22 protein-coding genes and 1 pseudogene are annotated in these 18,939 nt (G+C 61.2%); 13 read left to right on the top strand and 10 right to left on the bottom strand.

Features of this window, described 5'->3' with window-relative positions:
* The first annotated feature begins 415 nt into the window (after positions 1-415).
* The 3 genes from QTI33_RS09560 to QTI33_RS35135 all read left to right on the top strand — a co-directional run bounded on the left by QTI33_RS09560 (position 416) and on the right by QTI33_RS35135 (position 3,206).
* Positions 416-1,924 (top strand): replication initiation protein, encoded by a 1,509-nt coding sequence (locus tag QTI33_RS09560; protein ID WP_286505553.1) that lies wholly within the window; start codon positions 416-418, stop codon positions 1,922-1,924.
* Positions 1,925-2,103: 179 nt separating this feature from the next.
* A complete protein-coding gene (locus QTI33_RS09555) occupies positions 2,104-2,487 on the top strand; it encodes a toll/interleukin-1 receptor domain-containing protein (RefSeq protein WP_286505552.1) in 384 nt (127 codons plus the stop codon).
* A 557-nt stretch (positions 2,488-3,044) separates the two neighbouring features.
* Positions 3,045-3,206, top strand: coding sequence for a topoisomerase DNA-binding C4 zinc finger domain-containing protein (locus tag QTI33_RS35135; protein WP_353506321.1), 162 nt, complete (start codon positions 3,045-3,047; stop codon positions 3,204-3,206).
* A gap of 476 nt (positions 3,207-3,682) precedes the next feature.
* On the opposite strand, the gene QTI33_RS09550 is transcribed toward QTI33_RS35135, so the two are convergent.
* Positions 3,683-5,071, bottom strand: a complete 1,389-nt coding sequence (locus tag QTI33_RS09550; RefSeq protein WP_286505551.1) for a hypothetical protein — start codon at positions 5,069-5,071, stop codon at positions 3,683-3,685.
* 508 nt (positions 5,072-5,579) lie between these two features.
* Here QTI33_RS09550 and QTI33_RS09545 point away from each other — a divergent pair.
* Positions 5,580-5,924: a hypothetical protein gene (locus tag QTI33_RS09545; RefSeq protein WP_286505550.1), complete on the top strand. Its 345-nt coding sequence runs from the start codon at positions 5,580-5,582 to the stop codon at positions 5,922-5,924.
* A gap of 5 nt (positions 5,925-5,929) precedes the next feature.
* On the opposite strand, the gene QTI33_RS09540 is transcribed toward QTI33_RS09545, so the two are convergent.
* Positions 5,930-6,307 carry a hypothetical protein gene (locus QTI33_RS09540; protein WP_286505548.1) on the bottom strand — a complete coding sequence of 126 codons (378 nt, stop codon included), beginning with the start codon at positions 6,305-6,307 and terminating at the stop codon, positions 5,930-5,932.
* A gap of 16 nt (positions 6,308-6,323) precedes the next feature.
* Complete coding sequence (locus QTI33_RS09535) at positions 6,324-7,139, bottom strand: hypothetical protein (protein WP_286505547.1); 816 nt, start codon at positions 7,137-7,139, stop codon at positions 6,324-6,326.
* A gap of 1,069 nt (positions 7,140-8,208) precedes the next feature.
* Between QTI33_RS09535 and QTI33_RS09530 the strand changes: the two genes are divergently transcribed.
* The 6 genes from QTI33_RS09530 to QTI33_RS09500 all read left to right on the top strand — a co-directional run bounded on the left by QTI33_RS09530 (position 8,209) and on the right by QTI33_RS09500 (position 12,373).
* On the top strand, positions 8,209-8,811 hold the full coding sequence (locus QTI33_RS09530; RefSeq protein WP_286505546.1) for a hypothetical protein: 603 nt from the start codon (positions 8,209-8,211) through the stop codon (positions 8,809-8,811).
* On the top strand, positions 8,808-10,088 hold the full coding sequence (locus QTI33_RS09525; protein ID WP_353506320.1) for a metallophosphoesterase: 1,281 nt from the start codon (positions 8,808-8,810) through the stop codon (positions 10,086-10,088). Before QTI33_RS09530 ends, QTI33_RS09525 begins: the two co-directional genes overlap by 4 nt.
* A 1-nt stretch (position 10,089) precedes the next feature.
* Positions 10,090-10,455: a metallophosphoesterase gene (locus QTI33_RS09515; RefSeq protein WP_286505544.1), complete on the top strand. Its 366-nt coding sequence runs from the start codon at positions 10,090-10,092 to the stop codon at positions 10,453-10,455.
* Positions 10,456-10,598: 143 nt separating this feature from the next.
* On the top strand, positions 10,599-10,925 hold the full coding sequence (locus tag QTI33_RS09510; protein WP_286505543.1) for a metallophosphoesterase family protein: 327 nt from the start codon (positions 10,599-10,601) through the stop codon (positions 10,923-10,925).
* Positions 10,922-11,332, top strand: coding sequence for a hypothetical protein (locus QTI33_RS09505; RefSeq protein ID WP_286505541.1), 411 nt, complete (start codon positions 10,922-10,924; stop codon positions 11,330-11,332). The genes QTI33_RS09510 and QTI33_RS09505 overlap by 4 nt, the downstream gene beginning before the upstream one ends.
* 6 nt (positions 11,333-11,338) lie before the next feature.
* Positions 11,339-12,373, top strand: coding sequence for a metallophosphoesterase (locus tag QTI33_RS09500; protein ID WP_353506319.1), 1,035 nt, complete (start codon positions 11,339-11,341; stop codon positions 12,371-12,373).
* A 212-nt stretch (positions 12,374-12,585) separates the two neighbouring features.
* Here the strand turns inward: QTI33_RS09500 and QTI33_RS09490 are convergent, their stop codons facing one another.
* Positions 12,586-13,026, bottom strand: a complete 441-nt coding sequence (locus tag QTI33_RS09490) for a hypothetical protein (RefSeq protein WP_286505540.1) — start codon at positions 13,024-13,026, stop codon at positions 12,586-12,588.
* 71 nt (positions 13,027-13,097) lie between these two features.
* Here QTI33_RS09490 and QTI33_RS09485 point away from each other — a divergent pair, with 71 nt between their 5' ends.
* A complete protein-coding gene (locus tag QTI33_RS09485; RefSeq protein WP_286505758.1) occupies positions 13,098-13,400 on the top strand; it encodes a helix-turn-helix domain-containing protein in 303 nt (100 codons plus the stop codon).
* 152 nt (positions 13,401-13,552) lie between these two features.
* On the opposite strand, the pseudogene QTI33_RS09480 reads toward QTI33_RS09485, so the two are convergent.
* Positions 13,553-14,023: pseudogene (locus QTI33_RS09480) on the bottom strand (MBL fold metallo-hydrolase); the annotation flags it as partial.
* Between the two features lie 373 nt (positions 14,024-14,396).
* On the opposite strand from QTI33_RS09480, the gene QTI33_RS09475 reads away from it, so the two are divergent.
* The gene (locus QTI33_RS09475) at positions 14,397-14,666 is read left to right on the top strand and encodes a hypothetical protein (RefSeq protein ID WP_286505539.1); all 270 of its coding nucleotides are present in this window, start codon (positions 14,397-14,399) and stop codon (positions 14,664-14,666) included.
* Positions 14,667-14,821: 155 nt separating this feature from the next.
* On the opposite strand, the gene QTI33_RS09470 is transcribed toward QTI33_RS09475, so the two are convergent.
* The 4 genes from QTI33_RS09470 to QTI33_RS09455 form a co-directional block, all read right to left on the bottom strand.
* Complete coding sequence (locus QTI33_RS09470; protein ID WP_286505538.1) at positions 14,822-15,394, bottom strand: RES family NAD+ phosphorylase; 573 nt, start codon at positions 15,392-15,394, stop codon at positions 14,822-14,824.
* 76 nt (positions 15,395-15,470) lie between these two features.
* Complete coding sequence (locus tag QTI33_RS09465; protein WP_286505537.1) at positions 15,471-16,172, bottom strand: antitoxin Xre/MbcA/ParS toxin-binding domain-containing protein; 702 nt, start codon at positions 16,170-16,172, stop codon at positions 15,471-15,473.
* 139 nt (positions 16,173-16,311) lie between these two features.
* Positions 16,312-16,467, bottom strand: a complete 156-nt coding sequence (locus QTI33_RS09460; protein ID WP_286505536.1) for a hypothetical protein — start codon at positions 16,465-16,467, stop codon at positions 16,312-16,314.
* A 56-nt stretch (positions 16,468-16,523) separates the two neighbouring features.
* Positions 16,524-17,042: an H-NS family nucleoid-associated regulatory protein gene (locus tag QTI33_RS09455; RefSeq protein WP_286505534.1), complete on the bottom strand. Its 519-nt coding sequence runs from the start codon at positions 17,040-17,042 to the stop codon at positions 16,524-16,526.
* Positions 17,043-17,521: 479 nt separating this feature from the next.
* Here QTI33_RS09455 and QTI33_RS09450 point away from each other — a divergent pair, with 479 nt between their 5' ends.
* Entirely contained in the window at positions 17,522-17,716 is a 195-nt protein-coding gene (locus tag QTI33_RS09450; protein ID WP_286505533.1) for a hypothetical protein, read from the top strand.
* A 45-nt stretch (positions 17,717-17,761) separates the two neighbouring features.
* Here the strand turns inward: QTI33_RS09450 and QTI33_RS09445 are convergent, their stop codons facing one another.
* On the bottom strand, positions 17,762-18,934 hold the full coding sequence (locus tag QTI33_RS09445; protein ID WP_286505532.1) for a tyrosine-type recombinase/integrase: 1,173 nt from the start codon (positions 18,932-18,934) through the stop codon (positions 17,762-17,764).
* Positions 18,935-18,939: the final 5 nt, after the last annotated feature.

Below are 18,939 nucleotides of genomic sequence, written 5' to 3'. Positions count from 1 at the left end.
ACGGAGAATGAGGCAGCGACAACGTGAGATCTGGCGGAGTATTGCCGTGCGGTTGAGGCCTGAGACCCCAGGTTTCAGGCAAAAGGGCTAGGTTTTTGCACCATTTCAGTGCAAAAGCCCCTCGAGTCTCACTTCATTCTCCGTCTGGACTCACGTCACGGCCATTCATTCTCCGTCTGACCTCACGTTACCCTCCGTGGGACCTCACGTCATACTCCCTGTGATCTCCGGAAATTCTCGTAAGCCGTTGATTCATAAGTGATTTCCCAGCCATCAAGGTATTCAATGCCTTAAAGTGTCTTCTCCAAATGGATCAAGGCGGGGCCCGCTGACGTGAAAACGGAAGAATCACGAAATCCCTGAAAGCGGAGACAGAATCAAGTGTGGCCGGCACATTTGCTGACACAATCCGCCAATGACCAGTTCAACGCCGACCAAAGGATCCGACGTGGAGCCACGCTCTCCGGAGTCGGAGGGCGCTTGGGAACTTGTTGAACCGGAGAGCGCCAACACCCATCCGCCACCCGCGGAGCGCCGTCCTTTCCGTAAAGCCAACGAGATGGTAGGGATGCGCGCAAAGAAGGGTCGCATCACACTGGTGACGTGGAAGATCCACCAGGCTCTCGTGTACCACGCGCAGCGTCAACACCAACAGCGGCTTTGGGAGGCCAGCAAAGGCCGTCGTCTTGTCTCAGGATCGTTCTCAATGCCACTGCACGAGCTCGTCGCCTCTGCGCACTACGGCAGCAACGGCCTGGCGTTGTTCAAGGACTACATCCGCGAGATGCAAACGACCTTGATCGAGTGGAATTCCGATCAGCACAGCAAGAGCTATTGGTCGTCATCTCAGATCCTGGGAACGGTCGAGATCAAGGAAGCGGGGCCGCCTCACCCCACGATGCTGTATTGGAATTTTCCTGACGTCGTTCGCGACCACGTGTTGGATCCGAAGCAGTACACCAAGATGATGGTCAATCTCAACGAGAACGTGAGGTCGTTGGCCGGCGCTGTTCTCGCAGAGATCGGTCTGCGGTATCTCACGTCACCTGGCGGTCTGACGCACCGTGAAGAAGTTGCCTGGTGGGTAGCCGCGCTCACAGGACGCGGGGATCGGGAGTTGGAGTATCGATACTTCAAACGCGACGTCTTGACACCCGCGCTGAAGGAAGTTGACGACATCCAAGAGGAGTTCAGTCTCGAGCTAATTGAGCACCGGCATGGGCGCCGTGTCGAGGAGTTGCAACTCAGGGTCCACCGCAAGTCCCAAGGCAGCCTGGGTGTGAACGTCCCAACCAACATCTTTGACCTCGAACTGCTGGCCCGCATTCGCGCCTTCGGCTTCAAAGAGCAAGAGGCCGGCCAGATCTATGTGCAGAACGACGAGGGCCTCCTGCGCCGCACGACCGAATTGGTCGAGGAGCGAATGCGGAACACAGCACTGCCTAACATCGAATCTCCCGCAGCGTTCTTTCGTGATGCTCTCAAGAAGGGCTATGCGACCTCGTTTGTCGCTATCGGGAAAGTGAACGCCGATTCGAACACCGCGCAGAAGACCAGTCCCGATCTCCATCTCGTCGCGCCGCCCGAAAGGAAAGAGCCGCCCTCTATCAAGAAGTCTCGCGACGATCTCGCAGCTGACTGGACCCGAGCGCTCGCAAAGGAGGCCGAAGTTGCTTTTCGGGATCGGTTCACCCTCGGTCGGCAGAACGCGCTACGCAAGCAGTTCGATGAAGAGGTGGTTCCGAAGATGTTGCCGTCAATCGCTCGAGCTTGGGCTGAGCAAGGCATCGACTCCAAGTCGGCCAAGCACACCTTCTTCAAGTGGCTGGCCACACGCCCACCATATTCCCAGCCGACCGCGGATCAGCTGCTGGACTTCAGCCTTTCGGGAAGGCTCCCACCAGGGAGCTTGCAGCTCGCGTAGAAGCGGATCGCGGGGTACGGAAGATCCCCTCGGAGCCAGTTCGCGAAGATTCATGTTGATTTGTTCGTTCGGAAGGGATAATGCCTGTCTGAATCAGGCTCCCGTCTGAGAGCGGCCCGAGGGAATGGGTCGAAAGAAAATGACGATTCAGCCTCACGCTCACACATCGACCGCCCGCCATGACCACCTCGCAGAAGCAGCCAGCGATACGGGCGTCACCTGACCTGGTGAGTGCGCGCCCTGGCCCAAGCTTCCTGAAGCACACCAACTCTCTGATGTTCGACCTGCACCTCGAAGCGGTGGAATACGACGACGCGGCTCGGACGGTCACCATCAGCGCAAACGCATTCGACAGCTACTTGGTCGGCTGGTTCGCCACCAGCGATCTGCGCGAGGCCGGCATTCTCGTTTTCAGGGACGAAACCAACGGGCCGCCGACGACGGGCGCACGGTGGCAGCTGTTCTTCTCGCTCGCCGGCGTTCTCTATGAATGCGACATCGCGCTGCAGACCGTCCGGGGTGGCGGCACGCGAACAACGACAAGCCTGCGCCCGCGAGGCTGAGCCTGGCGCAACCGGGCCGCGGGTAGATCGAGGTACGCATTTTCTTTGTCTTGGAGAGAGATCCCAAAGGAACCTCGTTCGTAAGGAATTTCGTTCGCCGAAGGGAAGACTCCGGTCTGGAGATCCGTTCCACGTGCGGGCGGCCTTCACGAGCAAATGTGTCAGCGTCAACGAGTACGAGTTCCTGTCGGCCCAATCAGACGTCGAGCTTGGCGGCAAGTCCCTCGCAAGCCGATTAAATGCTAGACAGTTGGCGCTGTCGCAACCAAGCGCCTGAAGCTCCATCGTCCTTGCCTGAGCGTGCCGTGGCGTGTTCGTGCCCGACAGGCGGTACTGGTCGACCACAGGAAGCAGGCAGGGCGACCCTGCACGGGAGCAGCCCGAAGTCGTTGGAGCGTAAGCGAGTTGACCGCGGAGATCACGGTCGAGATCGCAATGGTCAACGCGAACTGTTTGTTGGCGACGATCATCCAGCCCGAGGCGAACAATCGCTCCTGCTTCGTGCTCGAGCTGATTAAAGAGCATGGGCTGGAAATCCAGACACTGGACGGAAGGAAGTGGACGCGAAGATCTGTCCTAAGTGCTCTCAGGGGAATATGGTGCCGCGGTCAGGACCTTACGGTCCGTTCAGCGCGTGTAGTCGATTCCCAGCGTGTGACTACAAGGAGAAATCGCCCAACAAGTCTCAGTTGCGAGGGCGAGCGCAAGGGCTTCGCTGATCGGGCTTCGGCACTTGAGGCAAGGAAGGGGAGGGGGATCGCGTGGCAACCCGGCTTACCATTGAGCCAGTTGGACGACAGCGCTCACCGCGCCGGTCCCTCTGCGGCCGTAACCAGGTGAGACAACTTGGAGAAACTCATTCGGAAGGTGCCTGATTCCCATCGAAATCACGCCTTGACTTTGACGACTGCGGGGCGAGTCGTAGATACCATGAGGAAACTGACCTACTCGCGTCCCCCGAATGATTGAGAAGCCGGGTCGGGGCAGGACGGTAGTGCGCATGGCATTTCCGCGCGTGCGCACTGACCATGCAGCATTCAACAATGGCCGGCCGACTATCACCAGGAGCTTCGTTGACCAGTTCCCGCTTTCGGGGGCTCACGAAGACTGGACGCTCTTCCCCCAGCCGCCACCCCTACTAGGTCAGATTTGAACGCTTCGGTAGCGGGCCAGGCGGACATCACGGGCGTAACGCTCAGAACCGGGGTGTAGCGGCAATTTGACCAAAGTCATACGATTCGCTCGGCGACAAACTGCCTTCGCCAGCGCGCGCGAACTGCTCAGCTGCCCGATCGGCCGCTTGATCTCGTTGATTCTGAGTATCAGCAACGTTCGGGGCGAAACGCCCAGACCTTCGAAACGCTCGATCGGCGCCAGCGTAGTTGTTCCGGACGGTCCGCTTGCGGGCCATGTAGTGGCCCAAGATCTCCGCCGCTCGTTCAGGCCCGAAGGACGCTTGCGCATTTGCAGATGCCGTCGAACGGGCGTCGTAAAGAGAGTAGATGCGCCCGTCATCAAAAGCGTCCTCGCACGCGCTCCGAAGTGCAGCTCGGCAACCGTCGTAGTACTTATCGAACGTTCTTTCCTCTCCGCCCGCTAGGTACTCCCTCAAAAGCGTCAAATGTGTTTCGACTGCGCTGACCGTTGTGGGCACGAGCTCGATATCGCGCCAAGCGAGGCCGGCATTCCGCAACTCCCATGCACGTTGTCGACGCAGGCTCTCGAACGTAGCTGCATCGGCGATCTGCCGCGCCTCGTCGTTGTCAAAATGAACCGTCGTCGCCGCAATTGGGTCGGCTTGCCTCCTGGCAGCGTCAAGAACATCGGAGAAGTCCTCGGTATCAACCGCGGCCATCGCTCTTAGGTCTGCATCTGCACGAGACAATAGTTCCTTCGGAATGTAGTGCCAGTCGAAGGCAGGTTGCTTTTTGAGCTTGATGTTTGGCAGCCGGAGAATTCGTCTATCGCGGTCGAACCAAAAAGCGGTTGCCCATTCGCTTGGGCGCGCGCCGGTAGCGATCCCGGCCATGAGCCAGTATGCGGTCTTCTTGGGCCAAGCCGGCGCCGAAGGGTGCGCCGAAATCAGAGCGTCCAAGATTGGGCGAAGATCCTGCTCAGGAATCGCGCGAGCCGAGGCTCGTGCGTTTCGGACGATCTCGCGGACCGCACCATGCTTGCGCGGATTGAATGCGCAAGCGGCTTCAAGTCCCGCCCTCCGTTCCCCGTCGAGGAATCCGAAGTTGGGTTGCTTACACGCCCAGATGATGGCAGCGCGGTAGGTATTCTTGGTCGTGTTTGCGAGGGTCGTGTCGGCGGCGAGTTGCTCGACAAGTTGCACGGGAGTCACCCAGTCGGGATCGATGTCCAGCTCTTCTGCAAGGCGCTTCACGAGCATAAAGAAGATTCGCCCGTACTGACCCGCGGTGTTGCGATTGACCGGTTGGTTAGCGCGCTCAACCCAATCTCCAAGACGTTCCAGTGGAGGAATTGGGTTCGACCCCGGTTGACCACCCAGTGGTGGCAGGACGGGGCGGGATTGTGTAGCGAGCTCGATGCTCAGAGATCTATTGGGTGCTGGGCTCATTGCGGGTACAGGCTCAAGACCTGTTCAATATCCTTGCGGGGCCTATTTTGCTGACGAGAGAGTGGTGGCGTGATTCGGCTTCGGACACGCGAAGCGTGAGTGGAGTTCGAACCACTCAAGCAAAACGGAGCGGCCTTAGGCGACTCCACTTCGACTGCGGTTTGATCTCAGAGAGACTCGCATCCGGGAGCAATCTTACAAAGCACTCATAAAAGGATGAGCTTTTTTTAGCAAATCCGGCGAACATCTGCGATCAAGCGCGTTTACTCACAGTTGCCTGTCAAACCAGACCTGATGGAGAAAGCGTCAATCCCCGAAAGAGGGAGTGAGTGGAAGTTCGGAACCGCTGCCGAAGCGGAGCTCGATCGTTTTTTCAGTTCCGTCTAGAACTAACCTTGAAGATCGCCGATCAGTGCACGTGCCAAAGCGGCTAGGCTTCGGTGCGGGATGCGCTGGAGCTAAAAGATAGCCGCGATGCCGCCGGCCAGGCGCGCTGTTCGCGCGCTTCGTGACCACCGAAGGCGTCTTGGTCCAGATCCTGAAGACCACTGCGAGCCCGCTCGACAAATGGGCCTTCACGACGAATGCCGCCGACGCGCCGGTGCGCGCCGCACTCAAGCTGGGCCGTACCGACGACAGCTACTGGCAGGCGCTGCGGTTGTCGGTCAAGATGCTGCCAGCCGGCACCGCCAAGCCAATGATCGCCGCGATCATGGCCGAGAAGGGCGAGTTCGACGTAAGCGAGGAGTCGGTGTCGATGGACGTCGCTGGGCGGCTCATCATCTGGGCGCAGGCCGAGGGGCTACTTTCGAGCGATGGAGTTGCGGTTGAGTCGGAGACCGCCTTGGTATAGCGCTACTACCGTGTCGAGTCGCTGTCCGCACAGCGTTTGGAACCGCTCTTGCGTGCAATTGCCCTGTCCAGCGCGGTGCACTCCGCTGTGAGACCGGCGGCATCGCGAACGGCACCTTCCGAAATGCGTGTTGTCGGTTTTGTTGGTGTTGTCGGTGGCGTGGGTCCGTCCGGATAGCCCTTCACTTCTTTGTCGGTGCTCTTCCCCTTCTTGGAGGAAGTCTCGACCTTGGGGAACTGCTGCATCGCAGATTCGCCGGTCTGTAGACTGCCGAGATCGCGCCGTGCGGGCGAAGATCCCTGTGCAAACCCTGTTGCTTGCGCACCGGCGGGCGGAGCTGTCAGTGCGATCGATGTGAGAAGCGCGAAGCGAAGATTTGACATTTGAACCGCCCTTCGACTACTTGTTGCAAACCCTATGCACGGGACTCGGCGCCGCCTGCCGTTCACTCCACGCCTTGAAGTTTGCGACCATGAACGCGCTGTTCCCCTCCCTCTGCAGATGCGTCCCTGTCCAAGCCACTGGCTTGAATGATCTTCCTCGGGGGGCCATGACAGCCGCACCCCCTCCTGGGATCACTTGCTCGCGGGTTTCGTCGGTCACGTACTGGGAAACTTGGTCGATGAACTCACGCATATCGCAACTCTCGAAGCATGCTTGCGCAAGGGTACCGCGAAAGATGCTGATTGCTCTCTCTGCCTCGACCTTGTAGTCCTCTTTCAAGAAAAGGGAGTTGGAATTGAGAGTGTTGGTAAGCGCTCCGAGGCCGCTGCGCGTCGATTCGACAAGCTCTGTGCTTTCGATGGCACCAGTGCACCTGCTGAGTGTGATCTCCAGTAGGGGGTCAACCACGCCTGTGAGCCTCTTTCGGATCTCAATCGCCGCAGCAAGGCGCTTGTCCAGGAAGTAATGGCTCTGCGCCGCGGTGGCTTTGTAGGATTCGATGAGCGAGTTCACGCCGTATCCCGCGACGATCAAGAGAAGTCCAATCAGGAGCTTGTCGAGTATCAGGCGCTCGACCTGGAGGTGATGCTCGAGACGCAGCTTCATCTCCTCGGGCATCTTGGCGTCCGGGACGGCAGGAGCCGCCCCCCGCTCGGGCGACGGTGAGATGGGCAGGGGGGCGTCGCGAGCAGGGGTGATAAGGGCGAGGCCCGTCGCGAACATCCCGGCCAGCGCTGCTAGCAGAATTCGCGATCTCGGGATTCCCTCCATCGGTCTTCGGGCCACTCGGGTGCTCCTCGCCGCAAGGTTCGCGGCACTCAGTCGGTCGCCATTCGCATTGAACTATGCGAATCGTGTTGTGTCCATCAGCCGTTCGTCACATGCCCATCAATGGAGGGGAGGGAACTGGCCTCGCCTCATGTGACGAGCACTCATCACTCACAGGTCTCTCCAGGGATTCCCGTGAAGCCAGTTGAGGGTGACCGGTAACCGGATGCTTCGGCGGGCTCAGGCCAGGTGATCACGTCCGAGCCGCTATTCCGGAGCAAGTCCGGCACCTCACGGTGCTGTGCGCTCTGACGGCTGAGCATCTTGCCCAAGCCGAAGGTGCACCGGTCGAGCACCCCTGGCGCTCATCATCGTGAATTCCCAGTCGAAGAACTGCTTCGACGCGCACCGCATCGATCGTCCCGTTGAGGTGCATGATGGCCAGCGCGCGCACCAGCACAGTAGGCGTCAGTTCCTCCTGGCCGCCAATTCGCAACAGTGCCTGGAGCTCAGCCCCGATGCTCGTGTGGAACTCATCGCTAAGGCAATGCTCGATGGTTCCGGGATCGCCGTAGCCTTCCATCGAGCGCTCTGGCACGAGCGTGGGGTCGTCTTGGTTATTTGTCGATCCATGCCAGGGGCGCTCCGTGGACGGCCAGGACCGAGGATATCCAGTCCACTTGGATCAGCGACTCCAATCGGCGGGTTGAAGCCGCTCGGTTAGGAAGGCGGGCGCGACATGGTTACCAGCGCGAGCTTGCAAGAAGCCAAAAGGCCTTCCCCCGTCCGCTCCGTTGGAATTTCGTGACGTGGGTGTTGCGCACCTGTCGAGGCCACGGCTAAGATGGGAGGCAATTTCCTGCTCAAGATCATCGAATTCGTCATGTTGACCTGCTCAACCGTCACCAGCAATCGCGCCGCTATCGACGCGCGCCTGGTAGCGCGCACGAATAGTCGCAGCGGCTCGTCGTGCCGTGCCTCGATGCGAAACGTGGCGTCGGCATCGCCCCTTTTCCCTTTCGTTTCCCCGTCTTAAGGAGTTGATCGATTCGGCTCCGTTCAGGAGCCCAGAATGGTCAACAGCAGTCGCCAAAGCAGCACTTCCCCGGATAGGCCGGTTGAGCCTGCATTTGGCGAGCTTGCTACGCCGTTCAGTCTTCGCGCTCACACGCCAGCTGCTCTGCAACCGCGTTTCCCTTATATGTTCCCGCTCGAAGGGGAAGAGCGGCGCCGCGCGTACATATTCTTCCGAGGCTGGCTCGCGCCCCTTGCAAGGACTTGCGAGGACATCGACCAATTCCTCCGCACGGACAAACGCGGCTTCCACTGGGTGAGGTTGCGCGAGAAGTTCGGCTCGCCGAGCTTTGCCTTTCAGATGGAAGGCAGGGCCCTCGTCGCTATCAACATCCATCGGCCGACCGAGGTGCATCGCTATGAATGCGAGCCTGTCGAGGGTTTCGATCCGGTGGCGTTGGCGGTTGACGAGCGCGTGTTGCAGATCGAGGTGGAACTGAGATCTCTGTGCATCGTTTGTGGCAGTCCTTCGGAGATCAACAACGATCGGGGGCCCTGGGCGTCGCTCTGCCCTGTGCACCGCGCCGAAGACGATGGGCCCCAAGGCGATATGGGTTCAGTTTGGGCAGCTGCTCAACTGAAGGAAGGATCGGTCCCATGAGGCTGTTGATCCTTTCCGATCTGCACCTCGAGTTCGGGTACCCCTTCGTTCCGCCGACCGACGGCTACGAGGTCGCGATGATCGCCGGCGACATCGCGGTGCCGGCTGCGAGCGCCATTCACTGGGCGAAGAGGGCATCAACGTTTCCCTGCGCCAAAGGAGTGATCTATGTGCCTGGCAATCATGAGTTCTACGGAGGTGTTGTTCAGCCCGTCGCTCAGGAGATGAAGCGGGCTGCCGAGAACTCGAAGGTCCATGCTCTGGACTGCGGCGAGGTCGTGATCGATGGCGTGCGCTTCCTTGGGTGCACGCTGTGGACCGACTTCGCGCTGCGCATCGACTCGCACATCGGACCCTATTCGCATGTGCCTCGGTCGCTTGGGACATCCCGACGCAGGCTGTCGGACTACCGCGTCATCCGTACCGAGATGTCCGCGCAGGATCTTGTCGGTGCGACTGGCCGCTACCTCCTCGACCCAGGCGGCGAGCGCGACCATCGACTCCTTACACCCGAGGACACGCTCGCGTTCCATCGAGTTCAAAGGCGGTGGCTGGTCACGAAACTGGCGGAGCCGTTCGCTGGCCCCACCGTCGTGGTGACGCACCACGCGCCGCACAGGCAACCATTGGCTGCGCGCTATGCGGACGACTGGTGTTCTGGGGCGTTTGTCAGTGAGTTGCCTGAAGAGTTCTTTAAGGTCCCGGTGCTTTGGGTCCACGGGCATACCCATACCAGTTTTCGACTATCGCGTCGGCAACTGCCGGGTGCTGTCGAATCCAAGAGGCTACCTGTCTGCGAGCCGGCCACCGGAGAACGAGCAGTTCGACCCAGCGCTCGTGGTCGACGTGTGATGTCCGCAACGAACATGCAAGAAGGATCTGAGATGAACAAAACCCCGACAGACCCGCTGAGCCCTCATTTCACCGATGACGATCGCGAGAACATCCGCCTATGCGAGCGCTACTACCCTCGGTCTGTGACGCCCGAGGACCGCTACCGTTCCTTGATCGAAGCTGGCAAGTTGCTCAGTGCGATTGGTTTCCGGCCCTATGACCACTACGAACTCTTTGGAGGGCGTCTATCGGACCATGTTCAGCAGCTTGCACGTGCGGCGTTGACTCATTACCCGACGTTTACGGAGCTGTTGGCGTTGTTCGAGCGGGGAACTCCCATCGAGGAATGGCTGGGTCTGCCACCCGAAGTGCTTGAACAATTTCGTACGACTTTCCGCTTGGCGACGCCATCCGAACGCACCGATCTCGACGACGAGTTCTAGCATGAAGCTTCTGATCCTGTCCGATCTCCATCTCGAGTTTGAGCCCTTCGAGCCTCCGCCGGTACGCGAATGTGACGTCGTGATTCTTGCAGGAGACATCCATTCGCCCGGTCGGCGTGCCGTCGAGTGGGCTGAGGCTCGCTTCGCCGGCACGCCGGTGATCTACGTTCCGGGGAACCACGAGTACTACGACAGCCGCATGGATCTGGCCCAGTCGGAGGCCCGAACTGCGGCGACTGGCGGCCAGGTGCACCTGCTCGATGGCGGCGAGATCGCGATCAAAGGTGTTCGCTTCCTCGGTTGCACGCTCTGGACGGACTTCGAGTTGGCGGTCGAAACACCCGTCGAGACGCGGCGCTGGCGATGAGGAGGGCGACCAATCTTCTAAACGACTACAGCCTGATCCGGACGGCCGATGAACTCGCGGAGCCGGACACATGGCGCAGCCGTCAAGGTCGGAAGCTGAGGGCTGAGGACACGCTCAGGATCCATCAAAGCCAGCGAGGCTGGTTGAGCGAGAAACTCGCGGAACCGTTCGGTGGGCCTACCGTGGTCGTCACGCACCATCCACCGCATCGTGGCTCCCTCGCGAAGCGCTACGCCGAGGACTGGGTCTCAGGCGCTTTCGTCAACGAACTGCCCGAGACGTTCTTTGACGTGCCGGTGCTTTGGGTGCACGGGCACACACACGAGAGCTTCGACTACCGCGTCCGCTCATGCCGCATCGTTTGCAACCCCCGCGGCTATGTTAGCTGGAGCGGCAGAACGGAGAACCAGACCTTTGATCCCGGTCTGGTGCTCCAGTTGCCAGATTGCAAGGATGGACCTTTAAAATGACCAAAGATCTTTACGCCACAGTCGCAGAGACAGAAGCCTTGCTTCGCGAGGGGCAGAAGTACCGTCGCGAACGCTTGCAAGCGGCCGACATGATCCCCGTCTCTGAGGCTGCCTCGCTTCTGGACGTGGATGGTTCGACGATCGCCACGTGGATCAGCGGCGGCCGGTGCATTGGGCTTGCCGGCTCCTACGGAGCGCTGAGGATTCCCCGCTGGCAGTTCGAGCCGTCGGTCTGGTCCGCAATTCAACTCATCGGCGGAGCTCTGGGCACGCAGGAGCCGTGGTTGATCCTCGTCTTCCTTGAGACGCCGACGCCTGCGCTGGAAGGCTTGACACCGCGAGTGGCCCTCGAACGAGGTACCGCGATCGAGCGTGTCCTCGCCGCGGCTATCGACGACGCGCACTGATCAAAGATGAAGCTTCTGATCCTTTCTGATCTTCATGCTGAGTTCGAGACCTTCGAGGTACCGAAAGGTCTGGACTACGACGTGGCCATCCTGGCGGGCGATATCGTCGCGCCCGGTCGCGTGGTCGCGCGCTGGCTGCGGGACCCGGCACGCATTGCGGACAAGCCCGTCGTCCAGATCGCAGGCAATCATGAGTACTACGAGTCCGTGCTCGATGATGAAAAGTCGGAGATGCGCCGCCAAGCGAAAGAGCAGGGCGTTCACTTCCTCGACTGTGACGAGGTGGTGATCGCCGGCGTCCGCTTTCTGGGCTGCACATTGTGGACAGACTTTGCGTTGCGTATCGACAACCCGGGCTTCCCGGGGCAACCGGTGCGGCTTCTGTCCGATCGGTACCGCTCGATGGCGGAGAGCTCGCGCTACCTTTCCGACTACTCAGCCATCCGAGTGGATGACCCGCAGACATCGAACTCGCGTGGTTTCCGGCGTCTGGTCCCGATGGATACCTTGTTGAATCACCGGCGGCAACGCTCATGGCTTCGCAGGAAGCTCGCTCAACCGTTCAACGGGTCGACGGTGGTGGTGACTCACCATGCACCTCATCGAAAGTCGCTGGCGCCGCGGTACGCCGAGGATTGGTCCTCTGGCGGCTTCGTCAACGAGATGCGTCCCGAGTTTTTCGAGGTCCCTGTGCTCTGGGTGCATGGGCACACGCACGACAGCTTCGACTACGAAGTGGGGAACTGCCGGGTGATCTCAAATCCGCGTGGCTACTTGAACTGGCATGGAGAGTTCGAGAACAAGGCCTTCAACCCAGGACTTGTGGTCGAGGTCGACTCCTCACCGGGTTTAGATCAAGTCGATGACGAGAAGGAACTGCTTGATCTCGCCAGAGAGGTCTTCGGGACGGAAGTCCGCACTTGGCTACGCAAGCCGCATGTCCTCTTGTGTGGCAAAACGCCGGCAGAGATCGCTGCTGCCGGCGGTCGGGAACGAGTGCAGGCCATTCTTCGAACGATTCAGCTCGGGGGTGTTGTGTGACGCATGTTGGCGCTGAACTGTTCGTACGATTTCGCGACAAGTTCCTCATCGACGATCTGGCGCCGATGCAGCTTCGGTTGAGAAGACCGTGACGCCGTCTCTTCGGAAGTAAAAGCCGCCGGAAGAGCCCGAACGGTTGCAGCACCAGTGAAGATGGAGAAGCGCGCGAGGTCGCCACCGTCCCTGTCGTAGCTCCTGATGCCGGCGTTGTGTTAGTCGACTATCTGCTCCCAGACGAGCCGGTACTCACGGAGCCCGTCTGTTGACTGCCGCTCTCGCGTGTCGCAAAAGAGTTCGCCCTCGCCTGTTTCGAAAACAGTGACTGGCTCGCCCTCGTTGGCTGGATCTGTGGCAACCCATACCTTCACGACATCGGTGAGCAGCCAGGGCGCTCCGCTCCCTTTGATTGGCCGCATCGCTTGTACAAACGAAACGACGGTCCGCTCACTCGGCCGGAGAAACTCCAAGAGATCTATTGTCCACGAAACGAAGTAGTCTCGCTGGTACCAGTCCTTCTTGCTCTGGTACAGGCGCTTCATCACCACATAGCACGGCTCCGATGCGGTGAGCGCAATCGCGCGCCAGTAAGAGTTGGTCGGTGGACCAAGTCCGGCCGGGATGTCGCAGGCAAAGCTCTTCGAAGCGCAGAACATAAAGTGAATCCTATAGGGTGTAGCCCTTTAGGATTCTAGATGAGGAAATTGCAGGAACTCAAACCTCTGCAATGACCCGTACCGTTCAATCTGATTTTCCGCGCGCGCTGCGCTTCGTCCGTCAAACACGCGGAAGATCGCAGGAGGCACTTGATGTCGTGTCTGGTCGCACATACGTCAGCGCATTGGAACGTGGCGTGAAGCAGCCTACGATCGGAAAGCTCGCAGATCTTGCTGGCTCCTTGGACATACATCCGCTGACCTTGATGGCCCTTTCGTTCATGAATCGAGCCTCCCCGCTGGAGGTGGAGAAGCTGCTTCTTCGCGTGCGTGAGGAGGTCTCTGAGTTGGTGGCGATCAAGCGCTTCGAGTAGCGCCGAAGCGCTGGTGCGGTCAGCCAGTCACCGGAGTTGTTGTCCGGCTCGAGATCAGCGGCGCCATTTCCGAATTCATCGCGAACCGTTCGATCGCAGCCGTGGTGCGCGACAACCAGACAATTGGGGAACGCCCAGATGCCGAAATCGCCGCTGACGAGTACCCGGCTTCGTGGCATCCACACGAAGGTCGCGTCGTCAGTCTCCCCTTGTCCATGGATCAGCTCGAAACGCACGCCGCCCACATCTAGGCTGAGCACGTCGTCATAGATCTGGTCCGGGCGTCGATGCTGGTCGGGGCATGCATAGCCAGGCGTGTTGAACTGCCGCCCCATGACATTGCTGTTCGGCCCCTGCGTCGTGTCGTAGCGCGCGAAGCGTTTCAAGACGCTGCGGTGCGCGATGATGTGCGGCCGTGGCACGCCACGCCGGTCCGCTTCGGCGTCGTACAGGTGGGCACCCACGGTGTGGTCGATGTGGCCGTGGGTGTAGATCACGGTGTGTACGGGGCGGTCGTCCCACCTGCGGATGGCGCGGAAGACCTGCTCTCCGGTCTCGCGGCTGCCGGTGTCGACCAGGACCAGGCCTTCGGCGGTGCGGATGGCGGTGACATTGCCGAACATGTAGCCGGTGTGGACGGCGACGATGTCCTCGTTGACCGGGGTGATCGAACCGCCGGCGACCGCAGCGGTCCATTCTTCCATCGGAACGTCCCCGTTCCAGAGTTGCTCGGCGATGGTGATTGCACTTTTCATGGTTTGCTCTTGTCGTCCACGCCTCGAGATTCCTGCGTGGATGGATCATCTCGCCCGCGCTCCCAGGCTGGGCTACACGGCCTCGCAGCCGCTCGGGTGACATGGCGGGTTCACGGGAGCCGTCGCGTGAAGCGAGATGCTCCAACGGCGCGCCGTCCTTCAAGCAACGCCCGTGCGCGCCTGCACGACGGTATCGCCACCTCCGCGCATCATCTCAGCAAGTTTCCAAGAGGCCAGAACCATGTCAACAGATCCAAGCGCTCCGATTTTCGACGGCCACTCGCTGGAGTATCGCGGCTTCCGCTTTGAGCTGCGCGCAGAGCCCGCCCGCGGCGGCTATCAGCCCATCGTCTTTCTTGTTCGAACCCCCGCGGATGAGGAAGAGACGCAGCTATCGAACGACACCGAGGAAATCGTGTACGGGACCGAGGCGGAAGCAACCCGTCACGCCGAGCAGCAGGCCATGCGCTGGGTGCACGATCGGACCGGCACTGGGCAGGGGCAATTCTGAGCAGCGCTCGCCGTTGAGCGCGGAGGCTGCCAGCGGCAACCTGGGTCGATGCGTAGCGGCCGGCGGACCTCCGCGTGCTGGATGAGGTTGCATCTGTGGGCCCGGCATTCTGGGCCGCGCAGGCCTTCCCTGCTTCGCCACCCGCTCGCGCGGTGCTACCTTGGCGCCACCCCCGCACCCATCTCGTCCAACAGGTCGACGATGATCTGCTCATAGGCCCGCAGCGGACGCGAATCGCCGTCATTCATGATGCCCGCAGCGATCCGGTCGCCAAAGAGCACGACCACTTCCGCGCGGTTGTCGCGCTTCGACATCCAGTGCAGTCCCTGCGCCGCCGGCATCGACTCCCAGACCCATTGGGCCCAGGCCTGCGTTCGCGCATAGTCGTCCTCGTCGCCGTCGAAGAGATCCGAGGCGGCGAGGCCGGCTGCCTTGAGCCCCGTGGCTGTCAGGTTGACCAAGCTGAGCGCAGGACTGCGAATGCGGCTCAGCGACAGCAAGGCTTGGTAGTCGGCCTCGAGGTCGTGGAGATAGCCGGTGGATGGCGTGGGCACGTTGTGCAGCACGACCTCCGCAATGGCCGCCTTTTCGTTGCTTGCCGCGTAGATCGTCGGAATCGGCTTTCCGGTCGTCGGGTTCACCAACGGGCTGAAGCGTGCCCAGCCGCGGCCCGAGTCGTTGAAGGCAGCCGGCGCGAAGTCGCCGGTGGCACGATCGAACTTGTGCACCCGGAACCAGACGCGCTCGGGATGTGGCAGGAGCCGAAAGGGATGCGGAGGAGGGGGCAGGCGGCGTGCGGCCGGACTAGCCATGCACCGGACCCGTCACGTGCCGTTCCGCCGCGATGATCACGGCTTTCGGATCGCGCTTCAGCACTTCGCGCGGCCGCTTGCCTCCCAGCGCGCTGTTGGGCGACTCGAACCAGGAGGCCAGTCGGAAGGGGGAGTAGTCGGCAAGGATGCCCAGCACCTTTTTGAGCTCGGGGATGGGCCGCCACGATTCTCCGAACACGTAGTCCGGATACATCTTCCTGCCTCGATGGTCGATCGCGAAGACCTGCTTGTTCTGCAGCCACCGACTCACCGCCGCGTGAGGATTGGCCGCTTCCGGATCGAGTTTTCGTCCGATTTCCGCCGCCGAGAACCATTCCGCACCGTTCATGATCGCATCGAAGGCCCGGGTCTCCAGCACGGCTCGACTGGCCGCCGGGCGGCGAAGCTCGAACGTGTCGGCGAGGTCCTGCAGGGACTGCTGCTCCACCTTGGCGATCGCCAGGCGAACCCGGCCCAGGAGCGCCGATTCGTCCTGGGCGTTGTTGCCGGTCTGCACCACGTGGGACGCCTCCTCCAGAATGAGGCTGGTCGCCGCACGCACGCTGTCCACCATCGCGACGATCGCCGCAGCGTCGAGTGCAGGCGACGCTGCCCCCCCGCCCCGTCCCGAACCGCCGGACAGGCTCCCGTGCAGCGGATGCTGCTTGAAGAAGCTGCGATGAGTGAGGTTCATGAGTGCATTTTACATCTCAGGAATCTCATGCGCAAGCCACGCGGCGCCGGGCGCTTGACCGGAGGCGCTGGGCCGAGCCTCGCGGTGAGCGCGGACAGCCAGGCGAGCAACACCGCGGCTGTCGCATGGCCCCTTGGGCCTACATCAATGACGAGGAGTTGGCCGGTGTGGTCGAGATGATTCGGGAAAAGCTGAGCGACGCGGCGTCGCCCTGCTGGCGGATGTCGGAATAGCGGTTGGCACGCAAGAACTCGTGTGGCTTCTTCACGCCGCGTTCGGAAAGAGCGGAAGTCACAGCCTGTGGTTCCATGGATTGACGAGTTTGATCCCCGTGCCGTATTCAGCGAATGGCTATTTCGCGAAATCCTGAAGCGTCTTTCCGCTGTCCAGTTGAGCCTTCAGCCAGCGGGGCTTCGGACCGCGGCCGGTCCACGAATTGCCGGCGTCATCACGGTAGCTGACCTTCGAAGGTGCGCGCTTGGCCGTCTTTGCAGTCGCTTTGGCCACCGCCGACGCAGCGTCCAGCTTGCCAATGGCGGTAGCGAGCGTCGACCTGGGGGACGAACCTGCACGGAATTCGTCGATCGATCTGCCCGAAGCCAGCGCGTCACGAAGCCAACGCGGACGCGGACCACGGCCCGACCAGACATTGCCCGTGCCGTCGCTGAACTGAGCGGAGGACTTCGAAGACTTCTTGGTCGCTTTGCTCGACGCGGAGTCAAGGCCCAGATGAGCGGCGGTCAGGCCGTAGTGAGCAATGGCGACCTTGATGCGGTCAACCACGCCCTTGATCTCGCTGCCGCGTAGCGCTTCTGCCTGACGCTGGAGTTGTTCGATCTGCTTCTGAATCTGCTGGTAGGTTTTTGCCATTGCTTGCTTTCGTAGTTCAGGTGCGGAGTATCTCGCTTCTCTCTGAGCGATTCTGCCACTCCAAGTTCGAAGCGAAGTAGGTCGCCTGGCTTCGGCATCGTTGACGTCTTCGATGGGATTTTCTGCGGTTGCGATCTTTCACAGGAATCATCGACTCGCACCGGTGCAACGAGGTCAAAGGACATACATTCATCTCGCGATCAGTGCTTCTACCTGCCCCTTGTCTCTGGCTCGCCGGCCGAATCTCCGGCCACAGGGTGAAGGTGCGAGCAATGGAAAGCCTCTGGCGCCCGGTCGCACGATGAAGATTGCGGCATCTCCGCGCCTGCTATTCGGAATTCCCTGCCAAGTGGCTGGACGAGATCCGGCGAGCAGAAGGCCCGTCAGCAGCGAAATCGTGTGCGTAAACGCACATCACAGCCGACAGTCGCTTGGCAAAGTCTGTTTGGGTTCCAGGCCGCCGCAGGAGGGACGCAACGATGACGAAGATTCGGCTCAACGACGAGCAGTGGCAGACACTCCAGGTGCTTCTCGAGGCCAACACCCGGCGAGCGGCCACCGACCAGATCAAAGTTCCCGACCGTCTGAAGTCGAACGGATTGGTCTCGGCCGATCCGCAAGGCGGCAAGTTCCTGACCCTGCAAGGGCGCGAGAGGCTGAACCAGGGCCGCTGAAGCGCGGCCATGGTGGGCCAGGCGCCGTCGTGCTGCCGCTCCAGTTCAGACCACGTCGATCGGCGTTGCCACTACGCGCCGGTATCGACCCATGACCTCGGGTTCGACGCCGAGCCAGGCGGCCACCGTGTCAGCCTCGAAGCCCCGGCGCAACTGCCGCAGGGCGAAGGTGTGGCGCAGCCGGAACGAGCCGCCCTCGCGGCTGTCGATGCCTGCATCTTCCAGCACCTTCTTGGCGCACTTGTAGTGCGACTCCTTGTGCCACTGCTTCCCCGTGCGCGTGGACGGAAAGAGAAAGTCGCCCTCGATGCGGGCTTCCGCGCGAACCTGAAGCCAGTGCTGCAGCAGTTCGCCGGCCCAGGGCGCAATGGGCGTTTCGCGCGCGGCGGAATTCCCATCGCCCGGCACGAAGACCTTCCAGGGCCGATCGCGCACGCGGCCGCCGCGCGAGATCGGCGACGCGAGGGTGAGGGCGCGGACGTCGCCTGGCGTCAAGCCACCGCCCAACTGCAATGCGACCGCGCACCGGTTGCGAAGCTCCTGCCATGTGAAGGCGGCATGGCTGTCGCGCCGTGCGCCGGTGAGCCCAGGCCGCGGCCGTGCGTCCGACAGAAACGTGATCAGGTGTTTCGCCTCGGCCACCGACAGGAACTCGGGCAGGGGATCTGCATTGGCGGCTTCCGCGTACCGAACCTCGGGATGTGCGGCCAGCCAGTCGGAAGCGGCCGTGTTCGGCGGCTCGCCAGTCTGGGCCGCATGGTGGCGCAGCACCCGGTCGACGAGCCGCACCAGCCGCAGCGCGTGGCGGGGGGAGATCGACATGTCGGAACTCTTGCGCCCGAAGCGCGCCGCCTGGAAGGCCTGCAGATCGCGCAAGTCGAGCGACTCCAGGCTGACAGCCGGTGACTGGCCCAGGCACCAGGCGGTGAAGGCGCCCCACATGTCGCGGTAGACCTGGACCGCGGCGGGCTGCCGCAGGGAACCGGAGGCCCGCTGGCCATCCAGCCAGCGCTCGAATGCGAGGCGATGGCCCTCGGAGGGTGTTTCGTCGAAGAGGGAATATGAAGCCATGAATACGCTAACGGCAAGCGAGCATTTTGCCTGCGTATGCTGACAAGCTTGTTGAGATGCGGTCTCCGACTTGGGATATTCAATTGGGTTTGCCGTTAGCGTAAATAGCACGAGCAAGGAGCGGTTCTCGAAGAAGAACGGATTCATTGACG

It is taken from the genome of Variovorax davisae (assembly GCF_030316845.1).
In the GTDB taxonomy this organism is placed as follows: Bacteria; Pseudomonadota; Gammaproteobacteria; order Burkholderiales; family Burkholderiaceae_C; genus Variovorax; species Variovorax davisae.
Note: the sequence above shows the minus strand (reverse complement) of the source record. Positions and strands in the feature narration are given on the sequence as shown.

Bases quoted from the DNA above. Each gene is read 5' to 3' on its own strand.
- QTI33_RS09490 (WP_286505540.1), bottom strand. From the start codon at position 13,026: ATGTTCTGCGCTTCGAAGAGCTTTGCCTGCGACATCCCGGCCGGACTT.
- QTI33_RS09560 (WP_286505553.1), top strand. From the start codon at position 416: ATGACCAGTTCAACGCCGACCAAAGGATCCGACGTGGAGCCACGCTCT.
- QTI33_RS09445 (WP_286505532.1), bottom strand. From the start codon at position 18,934: ATGAATCCGTTCTTCTTCGAGAACCGCTCCTTGCTCGTGCTATTTACG.
- QTI33_RS09455 (WP_286505534.1), bottom strand. From the start codon at position 17,042: ATGGCAAAAACCTACCAGCAGATTCAGAAGCAGATCGAACAACTCCAG.
- QTI33_RS09475 (WP_286505539.1), top strand. From the start codon at position 14,397: ATGTCAACAGATCCAAGCGCTCCGATTTTCGACGGCCACTCGCTGGAG.
- QTI33_RS09535 (WP_286505547.1), bottom strand. From the start codon at position 7,139: ATGGAGGGAATCCCGAGATCGCGAATTCTGCTAGCAGCGCTGGCCGGG.
- QTI33_RS09530 (WP_286505546.1), top strand. From the start codon at position 8,209: ATGGTCAACAGCAGTCGCCAAAGCAGCACTTCCCCGGATAGGCCGGTT.
- QTI33_RS09500 (WP_353506319.1), top strand. From the start codon at position 11,339: ATGAAGCTTCTGATCCTTTCTGATCTTCATGCTGAGTTCGAGACCTTC.
- QTI33_RS09555 (WP_286505552.1), top strand. From the start codon at position 2,104: ATGACCACCTCGCAGAAGCAGCCAGCGATACGGGCGTCACCTGACCTG.
- QTI33_RS09515 (WP_286505544.1), top strand. From the start codon at position 10,090: ATGAAGCTTCTGATCCTGTCCGATCTCCATCTCGAGTTTGAGCCCTTC.
- QTI33_RS09485 (WP_286505758.1), top strand. From the start codon at position 13,098: ATGACCCGTACCGTTCAATCTGATTTTCCGCGCGCGCTGCGCTTCGTC.
- QTI33_RS09550 (WP_286505551.1), bottom strand. From the start codon at position 5,071: ATGAGCCCAGCACCCAATAGATCTCTGAGCATCGAGCTCGCTACACAA.
- QTI33_RS09505 (WP_286505541.1), top strand. From the start codon at position 10,922: ATGACCAAAGATCTTTACGCCACAGTCGCAGAGACAGAAGCCTTGCTT.
- QTI33_RS09465 (WP_286505537.1), bottom strand. From the start codon at position 16,172: ATGAACCTCACTCATCGCAGCTTCTTCAAGCAGCATCCGCTGCACGGG.
- QTI33_RS09525 (WP_353506320.1), top strand. From the start codon at position 8,808: ATGAGGCTGTTGATCCTTTCCGATCTGCACCTCGAGTTCGGGTACCCC.
- QTI33_RS09450 (WP_286505533.1), top strand. From the start codon at position 17,522: ATGACGAAGATTCGGCTCAACGACGAGCAGTGGCAGACACTCCAGGTG.
- QTI33_RS09540 (WP_286505548.1), bottom strand. From the start codon at position 6,307: ATGTCAAATCTTCGCTTCGCGCTTCTCACATCGATCGCACTGACAGCT.